12 protein-coding genes are annotated in these 13,774 nt (G+C 61.3%); 8 read left to right on the forward strand and 4 right to left on the reverse strand.

Annotation, left to right across the window (positions count from 1 at the left end; genetic code table 11):
- Positions 1–64 precede the first annotated feature (64 nt).
- Both AWR36_RS09005 and AWR36_RS09010 read left to right on the forward strand, forming a co-directional pair.
- A complete protein-coding gene (locus AWR36_RS09005; protein ID WP_067083858.1) occupies positions 65–1,324 on the forward strand; it encodes an efflux RND transporter periplasmic adaptor subunit in 1,260 nt (419 codons plus the stop codon).
- A gap of 12 nt (positions 1,325–1,336) precedes the next feature.
- Positions 1,337–4,447, forward strand: a complete 3,111-nt coding sequence (locus AWR36_RS09010) for an efflux RND transporter permease subunit (RefSeq protein WP_067083860.1) — start codon at positions 1,337–1,339, stop codon at positions 4,445–4,447.
- Between the two features lie 19 nt (positions 4,448–4,466).
- On the opposite strand, the gene ahr is transcribed toward AWR36_RS09010, so the two are convergent.
- Both ahr and AWR36_RS09020 read right to left on the reverse strand, forming a co-directional pair.
- Positions 4,467–5,474 carry an NADPH-dependent aldehyde reductase Ahr gene (ahr, locus tag AWR36_RS09015; RefSeq protein ID WP_067083861.1) on the reverse strand — a complete coding sequence of 336 codons (1,008 nt, stop codon included), beginning with the start codon at positions 5,472–5,474 and terminating at the stop codon, positions 4,467–4,469.
- A gap of 102 nt (positions 5,475–5,576) precedes the next feature.
- Positions 5,577–6,119 (reverse strand): carboxymuconolactone decarboxylase family protein, encoded by a 543-nt coding sequence (locus tag AWR36_RS09020; RefSeq protein ID WP_067083862.1) that lies wholly within the window; start codon positions 6,117–6,119, stop codon positions 5,577–5,579.
- Between the two features lie 166 nt (positions 6,120–6,285).
- On the opposite strand from AWR36_RS09020, the gene AWR36_RS09025 reads away from it, so the two are divergent.
- From AWR36_RS09025 to AWR36_RS09050, 6 genes are all read left to right on the forward strand, one after another.
- A complete protein-coding gene (locus AWR36_RS09025) occupies positions 6,286–6,879 on the forward strand; it encodes a TetR/AcrR family transcriptional regulator (RefSeq protein WP_067083863.1) in 594 nt (197 codons plus the stop codon).
- Positions 6,880–7,019: 140 nt separating this feature from the next.
- Positions 7,020–8,264: a sterol desaturase family protein gene (locus AWR36_RS09030; protein ID WP_067083864.1), complete on the forward strand. Its 1,245-nt coding sequence runs from the start codon at positions 7,020–7,022 to the stop codon at positions 8,262–8,264.
- A 219-nt stretch (positions 8,265–8,483) separates the two neighbouring features.
- Positions 8,484–9,140, forward strand: coding sequence for a guanylate kinase (gene gmk, locus AWR36_RS09035; protein ID WP_067083865.1), 657 nt, complete (start codon positions 8,484–8,486; stop codon positions 9,138–9,140).
- A 155-nt stretch (positions 9,141–9,295) separates the two neighbouring features.
- A complete protein-coding gene (gene rpoZ, locus AWR36_RS09040) occupies positions 9,296–9,562 on the forward strand; it encodes a DNA-directed RNA polymerase subunit omega (protein WP_067083866.1) in 267 nt (88 codons plus the stop codon).
- Between the two features lie 41 nt (positions 9,563–9,603).
- Positions 9,604–11,724 (forward strand): bifunctional GTP diphosphokinase/guanosine-3',5'-bis pyrophosphate 3'-pyrophosphohydrolase, encoded by a 2,121-nt coding sequence (gene spoT, locus AWR36_RS09045; protein ID WP_067083867.1) that lies wholly within the window; start codon positions 9,604–9,606, stop codon positions 11,722–11,724.
- A gap of 143 nt (positions 11,725–11,867) precedes the next feature.
- Complete coding sequence (locus AWR36_RS09050) at positions 11,868–12,251, forward strand: RidA family protein (RefSeq protein ID WP_067083868.1); 384 nt, start codon at positions 11,868–11,870, stop codon at positions 12,249–12,251.
- A 78-nt stretch (positions 12,252–12,329) separates the two neighbouring features.
- Here the strand turns inward: AWR36_RS09050 and AWR36_RS09055 are convergent, their stop codons facing one another.
- Together AWR36_RS09055 and AWR36_RS09060 are read right to left on the reverse strand one after the other, a co-directional pair.
- On the reverse strand, positions 12,330–13,208 hold the full coding sequence (locus tag AWR36_RS09055; protein ID WP_067083870.1) for a sugar nucleotide-binding protein: 879 nt from the start codon (positions 13,206–13,208) through the stop codon (positions 12,330–12,332).
- A gap of 177 nt (positions 13,209–13,385) precedes the next feature.
- Positions 13,386–13,646, reverse strand: a complete 261-nt coding sequence (locus tag AWR36_RS09060; protein ID WP_067083871.1) for a GlsB/YeaQ/YmgE family stress response membrane protein — start codon at positions 13,644–13,646, stop codon at positions 13,386–13,388.
- Positions 13,647–13,774 lie beyond the last annotated feature (128 nt).

The following is a 13,774-nucleotide window of genomic DNA, read 5'->3' on the forward strand; positions in this document are numbered from 1 at the left end:
ACACCGCAAAGCGAGTGCCGTATTGAGAGTGTCGGATTGAGAATATCGGATTGAGAGTGCCACTATGAAAGCCGATGTCATTTCGAGTCGCTTCTTTACGGCACTGGTGTGCAGCGTTGCGCTTTGGGCGGGATCCGCCGGCCCCGCGGCTCCGGCGGATCCCGCCGATGATGCCAATTACATCGACGCTGGAAGCACAGAGCAGCACAAGGGCCCCCATGGTGGCCGACTGCTGCGGGACAATGATCTCTCGGTGGAGCTCCAGCTGGTAGAGCGGGGCAAGCGTGCCGAATTCCACGCCTGGATCACAGCCGATGGCGACCCCCTTGTCGCCGCCGGCGATGCCAACCTGTCGATGGAGCTAATTCGTCTCGGTGGTGAAGTGGAACGCTTTCGCTTTTCCCCCGCGGGAGAGCACTGGCGGAGCGAGGCCGCCATTCGAGAGCCGCACTCTTTTGACATCCATGTGTTGCTGATCCGGAACGGGGAGCGCAGTAGCTGGCGCTATCCCTCCCACGAGGGGCGGGTCCAGATTCCCGACACCATGGCCAAGGAAAACCGTATTGAGACAGCAATCGCGGGGCCAGGAGAAATTCGACGCTCACTGATACTGTACGGGAGGACCACCGTAGCCCACAAAGATGTCCGCCACGTGCGCGCGCGCTTCCCCGGACCGGTCACCGAGGTATTTGCGCATCTGGGCGACCGGGTGCGCCGGGGCGAGAGACTGGCAGTGGTCGAATCGAATGACAGCCTGCAGAGTTATCCCCTGACTTCGCCCATCGACGGGCTGGTTATCGAGCATGAAGTTGGCAGCGGTGAATTCACCGGCGATCGCGTGCTGTTCACCATAGCCAACTACAACACCCTGTGGGCCGAGCTGCATGTTTTTCCGCGCCAGCAGGCTGAAATCAAAAGGGGCCAGCGCGTCACATTGAGCAGTGACCAGCGCCGTGTAGAAACCGTTATTCACGATGTACTGCCGGGTATGCATGGGCAGCCCTTCCTGCTGGCGCGCGCCTCTTTCGACAACTCCGGAAAGAACTGGCCACCTGACCTGCTGGTGGAGGGCAGGGTGACCGTGGAAAAAGTCCCCGCTTCGGTCGTGGTGGAGAACCGGGCCCTGCAACCTTACCGCGACGGCTTTGCGGTATTCGTGAAAGTCGGCGAGACCTACGAGGCCCGTCCGCTGCAGCTGGGGGCCCGGGACGACCGCGCAACCGAGGTGCTGGATGGGCTTGAACCGGGCGATCACTACGTCACCGCCAACAGCTTCCTGATCAAGGCGGATATTGAAAAGTCTGGTGCGTCTCATGATCATTAAGGAGGCCTGGAATTGATCGAATCGATTCTGCGCCTCTCGATAGCACGCCGTTACCTGATGCTGTCTCTGACCGGGCTGGTGATCGCTCTCGGCCTGTGGAGTTACCAGCGGCTGCCCATCGATGCGGTGCCAGACATCACCAACGTCCAGGTACAGATCAATACTGAAGCACCGGGCTATTCACCGCTGGAAGCAGAACAGCGCATTACCTTTCCCGTGGAAACGGCGCTCGCCGGTTTACCGCGGCTCGAATATACCCGCTCTCTTTCCCGCTACGGACTCTCGCAGGTAACCGTCGTCTTCGAGGATGGAACGGATCTCTACTTTGCGCGCAACCTCGTCAACGCTCGACTCAACACCATAAAAAGCCAGCTGCCAGCTGGACTCGAACCGGAGATGGGACCGATTGCCACCGGGCTTGGGGAAATTTTCATGTACACGGTGGAGGCCCTGCCAGAAGCGATTGCACCTGACGGCAGGCCCTATGACGCCATGGATCTGCGGGAAATCCAGGACTGGATAATCCGCCCGCAACTGGCGTTGGTGCCTGGCGTCACGGAAGTGAACACGGTGGGCGGATTTAATAAGCAGTACCACGTGACGCCGGACCCCCGGCAACTGCTTGCCTTCGACATTGCCCTGGGCGAAGTCGGCGAGGCGCTTCGACGTAATAACGATAATCGCGGCGCCGGCTATATCGAAACCAATGGCCGGCAACTGCTGGTGCGCTCACCGGGTCAGCTACAGAGTATCGAAGACATTGAAAATGTGGTGGTGGCGGTGCGGACGGGGACACCGGTGCGTGTCGCCGACATTGCCGAAGTCGCCATCGGCAGGGAGCTGCGTACCGGTGCCGCGACTCGCGATGGTCGCGAAACGGTGCTCGGTACCGCCATGATGCTGGTGGGTGAAAACTCCCGTGCTGTGGCGCGGGATGTTGCCGCGGCGCTGGAGGCCATCAGACCCTCGCTGCCAGAGGGCATCAAGTTGGAGGCAGTGTATGACCGCACCAGCCTGGTAGACAAAACCATCGCCACGGTACGAAAAAACCTGCTGGAGGGCGCGCTGCTGGTTATCGCCGTGCTTTTTTTATTGCTGGGAAATTTCCGCGCCGCACTGATTACTGCCGCGGTAATCCCGCTGGCGATGCTCGCCACCATAACCGGTATGGTCCAGGCCGGCATCTCCGCCAACCTGATGAGCCTGGGCGCGCTGGACTTTGGCCTGATCGTCGATGGGGCAGTCATCATCGTCGAGAATGCCGTGCGTCGCCTGCGGCAGGCGCAGGAAGAAAAGAATGGCGCGCTCATTCTGGAGCAACGCCTCGAGGTGGTTTTCCAGGCGACCAATGAGGTCATACGTCCGAGCCTGTTCGGCGTGCTGATTATTACCGTGGTCTATATTCCGCTGTTTTCCCTCACCGGAGTGGAAGGCAAGATGTTCCACCCCATGGCGGCAACGGTCGTGATGGCATTGCTGTCCGCGCTGGTCTTTTCACTCACTGTTGTGCCGGCCGCGGTGGCAGTGTTCCTGCGCGGAAAAATTCGCGGGCGGGAGAGCCGACTGGTCACTGGTGTGAAGACCGTTTACCGGCCCCTGCTACTGGCAGCAATGAAAGTGCGCTGGCTGGTGCTCGGCGGGGCGCTGGCGCTGGTGATCTTTTGTGGCTGGCTGGCTTCCACTCTCGGCTCGGAGTTTATTCCCGAACTGGTGGAGGGGGATATTGCCATGCACGCCCTGCGAGTCCCCGGCACCGGGCTGGAACAGGCGGTGGAAATGCAGGAGGTACTGGAACGGCGCCTGCGCGCTTTTCCCGAGGTGGATAAGGTGGTTGCCAAGATCGGCACACCAGAAGTAGCGACGGACCCGATGCCACCAAATGTGGCCGACAACTTCATCATCATGAAGCCGCGCTCGGAATGGCCCGATCCCGACAAGTCGCAGGCACGGCTGGTGGAGGAACTGGAGGAGGCGGTACTGCAGGTTCCCGGCAACAACTACGAGTTCACCCAGCCGATCCAGATGCGCTTCAATGAGCTGATATCGGGCGTGCGCTCGGACCTGGGCATCAAAGTTTTCGGTGATGATCTGCAGCGGCTGCTCGATTCCGCCCGGGACATTCTGTCTGTCGTGGACACCATCGACGGTGTGGCGGATGCCCGTATCGAACAGGTCGAGGACCTGCCTGTGCTCTCGGTAGTCCCGGATCGGACGCTGCTTTCACGTTACGGCCTGGACCTACAGGCGCTACAGGAGCTGGTGACCACGGCGGTGGGGGGAGAGGTGGCTGGCCTGATCTACGAGGGCGATCGCCGCTTCGAGCTGGTGGTGCGGCTGCCGGAGTCGATCCGCCGCAACCTGGATCATCTCGGCAATCTGCCGGTGGCACTGCCCGACGGAGGTTATGTGCCGCTGAACGAGGTGGCCAGTCTGCAGATGACACCCGCCCCGAGCCAGATCAGCCGTGAAAACGGCAAGCGCAGAGTAGTCGTGACCGCCAATGTCCGCGACCGGGACCTGGGCTCCTTTGTCGAGGAGGCCAAGAATCGCATTGCCAGTGAGGTGCAGTTACCGCCGGGTTACTGGCTCGATTACGGTGGCACTTTCGAGCAGCTCGAATCCGCCAGCCGGCGCCTGGCCTTGGTGGTACCGCTGACACTGGCGCTGATATTTGCTCTGCTCGTCACCGCCTTCGGTTCGGTGCGGGACTCGCTGATTATTTTCACCGGTGTGCCGCTCGCTCTCACCGGCGGCGTACTGTCGCTGTGGCTGCGCGACATGCCACTGTCGATTTCCGCCAGTGTGGGCTTTATCGCGCTGTCCGGTGTCGCCACCCTGAACGGCCTGGTGATGCTGGCGTTTATCCGCGAACTTTGGCGGGAGCAGGGCGAGCTGGAGCCCGCCATTATCGAAGGAGCATTGATCCGGGTGCGGCCGGTATTGATGACGGCGCTGGTGGCGAGCCTGGGTTTTGTACCCATGGCGCTCAACACCGGCACCGGAGCCGAAGTGCAACGCCCCCTTGCCACAGTGGTCATCGGGGGCATCATCTCATCGACATTGTTGACCCTGTTTGTGCTGCCGCTGCTCTACCGCATCGTGCACAGCCGCGATCGGCAGTAACGAAAAGCCAGCTAGCCGATTATTTGCCCGCCTCCAGCACCACCCGGTAACGGGCATCGCCCTTTTTCAGATGAGCGATGGCATCGTTGACCTTGCTCATTGGGAACATCTCCACCTGCGGTTCAATCTTGTGGCGGGCGGCAAACTCGAGCATCTGAGTGATGGTATCTGGGCTACCCACAGGGGAGCCGGAGACCTGCCGCTGGCCCAAGATCAACTGAAACACGTTGATATCCAGCGGGTCGGTAGTGGCGCCGACGAAATGCAACCGGCCCTGTGGCTTGAGCGTCGACAGGTACAGGTTCCAGTCCAGTTTGGCGTTGACGGTAGAAAGGATGACATCGAAGCGCCCGGCAGCCTCGCCCACGGCATCCTCATCACGGGAATTGATCGTGTGGTGTGCACCCAATTCCAGCGCCTCATCACGCTTGGAGTCACTGGAGGTCAGAGCGGTTACTTCGCAGCCCCAGGCGTTGAGGAACTGCAGTGCCAGGTGGCCCAGACCACCAATGCCGATCACGCCGACCTGACTGTTGGGCTTGATATCAAACTGCACCAGTGGATTGAACACGGTGATCCCGGCACAAAAGAGAGGGCCCGCCTTGGACGGGTCGATGGAATCTGGAATGGGGATCACGGCCTCGGCTTCTGCGCGCACTTTGTCGGCAAAGCCACCGTGGTGGCCGACAATCGTGAAGGTCGCCTCGCCACACAGATTCTGGTTGCCGGAATTACACGAGTGGCAATGGTTGCAGTATGCGGAGTGCCAGCCGAGTCCCACCAGCTGGCCCTCCTGCAGGTGGCTGACCTGCTCGCCAACCTGGCCGACGCGACCAACCACCTCGTGGCCGGGCACCACCGGGTAATCGGACATACCCCACTCATCATCGATGATGCTCACATCACTGTGGCAGAGGCCGCAGTACATGACCTCGATTTCAACTTCGCGGGGCTGAAGCTTCCCCGGGTCATATTGGTAAGGGGATAACTCTCCACCGGCTTCTTTCGCGGCATAGGCATTGATCATCGTCAGCTCCCTCGTTGTATGGATTGGGTCGTCACTGCTCAGTCGGGGTGTTACGGCGCCACAGTCCCTTCAGACCTGCGGCGCCGCCGGTGTCATGGAGAATCAGCGCACAAATGACTGGAACTGCTCGTCGACCGGTGTCTGGGCGAAGTGGTTGATATAGTTGCTCATCACCTTCTGCGCCACGCCCACAATGATCTCCAGCAGGTTCTGCTGAGTGTAGCCGGCGTCGTAAAAGCGCTGCAGCACATCGTCGCTGACGACACCGCGCTCACGCACGATGGCGAGGGTGGTGTCCCGCAGTACTTCCAGCTTGTCATCACCCAGCGGCTCGCCATCGCGCAAAGCGTCATTGAGCTTTGCGTCTACTTTCATTGCCCTGGCGATCGCGCTGTGCGCCGGCACACAGTAATGGCAGTCATGCTCCACATTGATGGACTGCCACACCACGGTCTTCTCCTCTGCGGAGAACGAGGTATTCAGGAACTGCTCGTGCAAGTCCTGGTAGGCCGCCAGCGCTGTCGGCGCCTCCGCCATAATGGCGTGCAGGTTGGGAATGGAGCCGAAGGCGTCGATGGACTTCTGCAGCAGCGGTTTGCTGGCCTCGGGTGCGGACTGCTGATCGTGAATCTCAAACTCTTTCATGGGGATACCTCCAGTTCTCTCTGGGATCGCAAGCAGCAAAATTGAACGACTGCTCAAGTACGGGCACATTAACCCATCTTGAGCACTTGCTCAACAGTGGGCGCATTTGCCCCTGATGAACCGGGGAGATATTATTTGAGCAGCTGTTCAAGGGGCGGGAATCATCATGGCCAACACCGCAAAATTTGATCGCCGCGAGGTGCTGGAAAAAGCCACCCGGCTGTTCTGGCAGAAAGGCTTCCACGCCACTTCCACCCGTGACCTGCAGCAGGCCATCGATATGCGTCCCGGCAGCATCTATGCTGCTTTTGGCAGCAAGTCTGGCCTTTTTCGCGAAGTTCTCCACTTTTACGCTGATGATATGGCCCGGCGACTGCAGGGCTGCATGGACGGTGAAGACGCGACCATCGACGGGCTGCGCGCCTTCTTCCGCCAGATCCTCCTGCAGGGCGGTGACAATGCGCCCAGCGAGCTCTGCCTGCTGGCCAAGTCCCTTTCCGAGCTGGAGAAGGACGAAGCAGAGCTGCTGCAGGAAACCCGGACCCTGCTGGCCGCCACGGAGGAGAATTTCCGCCGCCATGTCGAGCGCGCCGTGGCCGCAGGAGAGCTGTCCGAACAGGCCAGCCCGGCCCTGCTGGCACGGCAGCTCCAGGTAGAGCTGATCGGACTACGCAGCTACCTGCGCGCCACCGGTGACCGGGAGGCGGTTGGCGAGCTGGTGGACAACCTGTTCTGTGGCCTCTTACCCGCCGGCCGCTAGCCCGGCTGATGTGCCAGCGGTCTACACGGCGGCCTGAAAGCTAACGGATTTCAAAATCTGCCCCCTGTGGACATATGCCCCGGGCACGGCCTGTGGCATCGTTGATACCATCGACGGGACAACAATAAACAGAGGTTGCCGTGAATCTCGTTACCCTGGCCATTCCCTTCTTCTTGCTCGCCGTGCTGGTGGAACTGGCGCTGGATCGCCGCTATGGCTGGGGCCTGTATCGCCTCAATGACGCCATCGGCAGCCTGGGCGCAGGCATCATGAGCCGCATCACCGGCCTGGTCCGCAAGGGCGTGTTCCTGCTGATTTACATCCCGCTCTTCGAGCTGCTGCAGCCCTACTACCAGGCCGTAGGCTTCAACTGGTCCATGGAAAACCCCTGGCACCTGCTGCTGGCGGTGGTTGCCTACGACTTCTGTTACTACTGGAAGCACCGCTTCGCTCATGAGATCAACATCTTCTGGGCCGACCACCTGGTGCATCACCAGAGCGAGGACTACAACCTCACCACCGCCCTGCGCCAGCCCTGTGGAGGTCTGCCGATCGGCTGGATCTTCTATACGCCGCTGCTGCTGATCGGCCTGCCGTGGGAGCTGCTGGTAACTGCCGGCGCCATCGACCTGATCTACCAGTTCTGGGTGCACACGCAGAAGTTCCCCAAGGTGCGCTGGATGGAGTGGATCCTGGTCACGCCCTCCAACCACCGGGTCCACCATGCCCAGAACAAGGTGTACGTGGACAGAAATTACGGTGGCGTCTTCATCGTCTGGGACCGGCTGTTCGGCACCTATCAGGAGGAGCTGGAGACTGAGCCCTGTATCTATGGGGTGCGCAAGGCGCTGAACTCTTTCGACCCCCTGGCTGCCAACCTGCAGCATTACAAGCGCATGGCGCTGGATGCCTGGCACACCAAAAACTGGTGGGACAAACTGACACTGTGGTTCCGGCGCACCGGTTACCGGCCCGCGGATGCAGAGGCCGCCATGCCGGTGCCGTCCTCCGACCTCACCGACTTCCGGCGCTATGACCCCCAGATCAGCGCTGGCCAGCGCTACTACGCGCTCGCACAACACGTCATTTACTCGGCAGCCACCCTGGTCCTGATCTGGTATGCCGCAGAACTCAGCTACGGCCAGCTGGTGGCTGCCGTCGGGCTGCTCGGCGCGGGACTGGTGATCAACGGGCGCATCCTCGACAACCATCGGCTGGCGCGACCGGCAGAGCTGGTGCGTCTGGCGGCTCTCCTCGGCACCACACCGTTGCTGCCGGCGGCGCTTGGACTGGGAGTCGCCATCTATGCCGCCCTGAGCGCACTGGCCTGGTGGCGGTTGGCATTTGCAGACAAAGGCGCTACAGTCGCCCTCGTTAGCGATTAGCAACAGGGAGTAACAACTGGCCACAGTGGGTATGTGGTGGCCGGAAGAGCTCCCGCTGGGCGGCCCCGGCCGGGTTCGACCGCGCATGCAGTACCGCGCGGACGAAACTCCCAACACTTCCCCCCCCCAACCGGCCGGGGTTTAGCCTCCCCCTACAGCGCCCACCTCCCCGGGCCAGGGTTTTCACCCGCCACTCAATCTCTGCTCCAGTTCGTTATAATGCGCGACGCATTTGCATCGGAAACAGGATCAGTTGTGCAGACAGGAACCCTCTACACCGTCTCCGCGCCCTCCGGCGCTGGCAAGACCAGTCTGGTCAAGGCTCTCGTGGACAGCGACAGCCAGGTCACCGTGTCGGTATCCCACACCACCCGCGCCCGGCGCCCCGGTGAAGAGGACGGCGTCAACTACCATTTCGTCGATCGCGAGGCCTTCCTCGCTATGCTCGATCGCAACGCCTTCCTCGAGCACGCCCAGGTTTTCGATAACTTTTACGGCACCTCCCGCGACTGGGTCGAGGAAACCCTGGGGAGCGGCCGCGACGTTATTCTGGAGATCGACTGGCAGGGAGCCGCCCAGGTGCGCCGTATCCTTCCCGATACCGTCGGTATCTTTATCCTGCCCCCCTCCCAGGAAGCGCTTCGTGAGCGACTCACTGGTCGCGGCCAGGATGATGAGAGTGTGATCGAGCGCCGCATGGGGCTCGCCATCGATGAAATGTCCCACTTTGTGGAGGCGGATTACCTGGTGATCAACGATGATTTCCAGGTTGCGCTGGCCGAGCTGCAGTCGATCCTGGTGGCCCAGCGCCAGCGCCTGGAGCGGCAACAGCAACGCCATAGTCAGTTGCTACAGGCGCTGCTGAAGCGCGATTGAGCGCCAACCCCGCTTTGAGTGGCGCCGCTGACGTCTGGTCGATTTACGTACACCGCCGGCTGGGTTAAGATTGCCGGTCCCGCGCCGGAGGAGCCGCCGGCATCCGCGCGCCCCGAATTCGCCCATCCCGGGCACTGCAATGGAACCGAGATTTTATGGCACGTATTACCGTTGAAGATTGCCTCGACAACGTCGACAACCGCTTTGAACTGGTGATCGTGGGCAGCAAGCGCGCCCGCCAGATCGCCACCGGTGGCAAAGACCCGCTGGTGCCCGAAGAGAACGACAAGCCCACCGTACTCGCGCTGCGCGAGATCGCCGAGGGACTGGTAGACGCCAGCATCCTCGACCAGGTGGACGAGGAGGAAGCCCCGATGGAGCGTCCGTCCGCTCCGGTCTACCTGTCCGAGCAGGATCTTTAATCCCCACTCGCTTGAGTTCTAACCGAGAGGCGCGCGCGGCTTTGCATACCATCGACAGTCTGGCCCACCGCCTCTCCTCGTATCTCCCCCCCGACCAGATCCAGATTGTCCGCCGCGCCTACTTCTACGCAGAACAGGCCCACGACGGGCAGCAGCGCCGCTCCGGCGAACCGTACATTACCCATCCGCTGGCGGTAGCCACCATCCTCGCCAGCATGCATATGGATCACCAGAGCCTGGCTGCCGCCATGCTTCACGACGTGATCGAGGACACCGGTATCCCCAAGGCGGCGCTGGCGGAGCAGTTCGGCGGGGAAGTGGCGGATCTGGTGGACGGCGTCTCCAAGCTGACCCAGTTCGAGACCGACAGCCCGGCGGAAAAGCAGGCGGAAAACTTCCAGAAAATGGCCCTGGCCATGGCGCGGGATATCCGCGTCATCCTGGTCAAGCTGGCCGATCGGCTGCACAACATGCGCACCCTGGGCGCACTGAAACCACAGAAGCGTGTGCGCATCGCCCGCGAAACCCTGGAGATCTACGCACCTATCGCTCACCGCCTGGGCATGAACGATGTGCGCATCGAATTCGAGGACCGCGCCTTCTTTGCCATCTATCCTCTGCGGGCCAGCCGCCTGCGTGCGGCACTGGTCGCGGCGCGCGGCAACCGCAAGGAGCTGCTGGAGAAGATTCAGAACGCCATCGAGGTGCGCCTGCAGCGGGAGGGCATCGACGCACTGGTGATCGGCCGCGAGAAGCACCTGTTCAGCATCTACCAGAAGATGCGCGCGAAGAAGAAGTCGTTCAAGGAAATCATGGACGTCTACGCCTTCCGTATCATCGTCGACAGCGTCGACACCAGCTACCGCGCGCTGGGTGTGATGCACAACCTCTACAAGCCGGTGATCTCCGAGTTCAAGGACTACATCGCCATTCCCAAGTCGAACGGCTACCAGTCGCTGCACACGGTATTGCTGGGTATGCACGGCGTGCCGATCGAGGTGCAGATCCGTACCAAGGAAATGGACGAGATGGCCAATAGCGGTATTGCCGCCCACTGGCTGTACAAGGCTTCCGGCGACGAGGTGATCAATACCGGCGGCACCAGCCAGGTGCGCGCACGGCGCTGGGTGCAGGGCCTGCTGGAAATGCAGCAGCGCGCCGGCGACTCGCTGGAATTCATTGAGAACGTGAAGATCGACCTCTTCCCCGACGAGGTCTACGTGTTCACGCCCAAGGGAGAGATTATCGATCTCCCCGCAGGTGCTACCGCGGTCGATTTTGCCTACATGGTGCACACGGACATCGGCAACACCTGCGTTGCGGTGCGCATCAACCAGCGCCTCGCACCATTGTCGCAGCCGCTGCAGAGCGGTCAGAAGGTGGAGGTCCTCACCAACAAGAAGGCGCAGCCCAATCCCAACTGGCTCAACTTCGTCGTTACCGCGAAGGCGCGCAGTGCCATTCGCCACTTCCTCAAGCACCAGCGCCACCACGATTCCGTGGCCCTGGGCCGCCGGCTGCTGGAAAAGGCACTGGGCAAGTTCGACACCGCGCTGGACGAACTGAGCGAAGAGCAGATTGAGCGCGGCGTGCGCGAGGCCAAATGTCTCTCGCTGGAGAACCTGCTCGAGGAGATCGGCCTCGGCAACAAGGTGGCGTTTTCCGCGGCCAAACTGCTTGCGCCACCCGACAAGGAGGAGGCGGGCGCAAGCAACATTTCCTCCCCGCTCACCATCGACGAGCAGGAGGGCATGCTGATCAGCTTTGCCCGTTGCTGCCGGCCGATCCCCGGCGACACCATCATCGGCCATATCAGCTCCGGCAAAGGGGTGGTCGTGCACCGGGAGTCCTGCCGCAATACCGCGGATTTCCGCGAGCATCCGGAAAACATCATGGCGGTCAACTGGTCGCCGGATGTGAAAGGCGAGTTCCTCGGCGATGTCAGGGTCGAGGTGGAGTCCGAGCGCGGCATCATTGCGCGCTTGGCGACGCGGATCACGGAAGAGGGCGCCAGTATCGAGCAGATTCACGTGGACGAGAAAGACGCACGCAACAGTGTCATCTCCCTCACCCTGGAAGTGAGCAACCGCGTGCAACTGGCACGGGTGATGAAACGGCTGCGCAACCTGCCGGCGGTGATTCGTATCGCGCGACCCGGCTGATTTTGTGATGGCAGCCAGTCATCCGGCAGCCTTGTGACAAAAGTCTCGCTTTCTGTTTAGCCCCGCCCCGGCCACGCTCCCATTCCCCCGACAGGCGCGCTATATTTGCCCGCTTTCTTTTTCAGCAAGTGGTGGAGTTACCCATGACCAATCGCGCCGTAATAAAAACTGACAAGGCGCCCGCCGCCATCGGCAGCTATTCCCAGGCCGTCAAGGTGGACCATACCGTGTACCTCTCCGGCCAGATCCCGCTGGATCCACAGAGCATGGAGATTGTCAGCGCCGATTTCACCGAGCAGGCGCGGCAGGTGTTCCGCAATTTGCGCGCAGTCTGCGAAGCAGCCAATGGCAGCCTCGGCCACATCGTCAAACTGAATCTCTATCTCACCGATCTCAGTGACTTTGCGGCCGTGAACGAGGTAATGGCGGAGTTCTTCGAACAGCCCTATCCCGCACGTGCCGCCGTCGGCGTCAAAGAGCTGCCGAAGGGAGCACTGTTCGAAGCGGAAGGGGTGATGGTGATCTGACCGACCAGAACGGAGGTCGCGGCAGGGGGTTAGCAGGCCATGGGGCAAATCCGGTTAGGGAAGTCGCCATCTGGCCCGCTAGTCCAGGTCCAGCAAAGCACTATAGCCGGCCCGGTAATCGGGGTATTTGAGCGTATAACCGGTGGCGAGCATGCGCCGGTTGCGGAGCTTCTTTGACCGACGCTGGCTGGTAGTGACGTACTCGCGCAGATGCGCCCCGGTATACCCCATGGAGCGTGCCAGCCATTTCTGCAGGTCGTGCATGGGCACCGGCTCATTGTCCGTACCGATATAGACCCGGTCTGGCGCCCAGCCCGCCTTGTGGCGCTCGATCAGGTGGGCGATGAATCCCGTGCAGTCATCGACATGGATGCGGTTGCTGTATTGCGGCGGTTCCGGTGGCGCGCAACGGCCCGCGCGAACCTGTGACAGCAGACGATCGCGACCCGGGCCATAAATTCCCGCAAAACGCAGCACTACCGCCTGGGGCAAGGCGCTGGAGATCACCTCCTCCGCCGCCAGCAGGGTATTGCCCTGAAAGCCGTTTGGCACCGCGGGAGTCTCCTCATCAATCCACTGGTCCCCGCCCTGGCCGTAGACCCGCGAAGAGGAGACCCAGATCACCAGCCGCGGCGGCTTTTCCAGCCGGGGCAGAGCTGCCGCCAATGCAGTGGCGGTATCCAGGTAGGCGCGACGATAGCCACTCTCGGTGTATTCATCCGGTGTGAAAGTGGCGAGTACGATATCGGCCCCGTCCGCCAGCAGGCGGGAGATGTCTTCCTCGCGCGTGGCGTCACCGCGGCGCCAATTGACCACATCGGCCCGGCGTTTGCGCGCCAGAGCCACCAGTGGATTCCGGCGCACGCCGTAAACGGTATAGGATTTTTTATCCAGCTGCAGGGCCAGCCGAGCCCCCAGGTCTCCACAACCGAATATCCAGAGTTTTTCTTTTGGCATAAACAGTCCGCGCCAAGTTGCGAGTCAAACCGCACCCCCCACTTGCCGCAATCCCCTCAACAAAACAACCTTGCCCGGCACCGCGCATGCAGCACCGGGCAAGGCTTGTGGTTTCCACTCCCGGGCACTCACGACCGACCGCTCTCCTTGCGGTGCCGCGCTCCGGGAGACGCGCCCTCAGCTGCCCCGACGGCGAAGAGCGCGAAAGACAAACAGAAAAATCAGCGCACCAATGGTCGCCGTGACAATGTCACCGAAACCGAAACCGGTCACGGGACCACCAATACCGACCAGGGAACCGAGCCAACCGCCAATAAAGGCACCGACAATGCCGATGACGATTGTCACGACCCAGCCGCCCGGATCAGGGCCAGGCATGATCCACTTTGCCAACGCACCGGCGATCAGTCCGAGAATAATCCAGGAGAAAATGCCCATGGGATTGCTCCGCTCACTTTGTTCCTACACATATAGCAAAATTTTGCGCCGTGTTCGCTGATAAAGGTCCACAAATAGCAATTTTTACTAACAAACCATTGACGTATCGCCGGTCAGACTTGTCGTTG

This window comes from Microbulbifer flavimaris, assembly GCF_001641755.2.
Lineage (GTDB): Bacteria > Pseudomonadota > Gammaproteobacteria > Pseudomonadales > Cellvibrionaceae > Microbulbifer > Microbulbifer flavimaris.

Coding starts and splice junctions, on each gene's coding strand:
- AWR36_RS09025 (WP_067083863.1), top strand. CDS start 6,286: ATGGCCAACACCGCAAAATTTGATCGCCGCGAGGTGCTGGAAAAAGCC.
- AWR36_RS09060 (WP_067083871.1), bottom strand. CDS start 13,646: ATGGGCATTTTCTCCTGGATTATTCTCGGACTGATCGCCGGTGCGTTG.
- ahr (WP_067083861.1), bottom strand. CDS start 5,474: ATGATCAATGCCTATGCCGCGAAAGAAGCCGGTGGAGAGTTATCCCCT.
- AWR36_RS09005 (WP_067083858.1), top strand. CDS start 65: ATGAAAGCCGATGTCATTTCGAGTCGCTTCTTTACGGCACTGGTGTGC.
- gmk (WP_067083865.1), top strand. CDS start 8,484: ATGCGCGACGCATTTGCATCGGAAACAGGATCAGTTGTGCAGACAGGA.
- rpoZ (WP_067083866.1), top strand. CDS start 9,296: ATGGCACGTATTACCGTTGAAGATTGCCTCGACAACGTCGACAACCGC.
- AWR36_RS09055 (WP_067083870.1), bottom strand. CDS start 13,208: ATGCCAAAAGAAAAACTCTGGATATTCGGTTGTGGAGACCTGGGGGCT.
- AWR36_RS09050 (WP_067083868.1), top strand. CDS start 11,868: ATGACCAATCGCGCCGTAATAAAAACTGACAAGGCGCCCGCCGCCATC.
- AWR36_RS09020 (WP_067083862.1), bottom strand. CDS start 6,119: ATGAAAGAGTTTGAGATTCACGATCAGCAGTCCGCACCCGAGGCCAGC.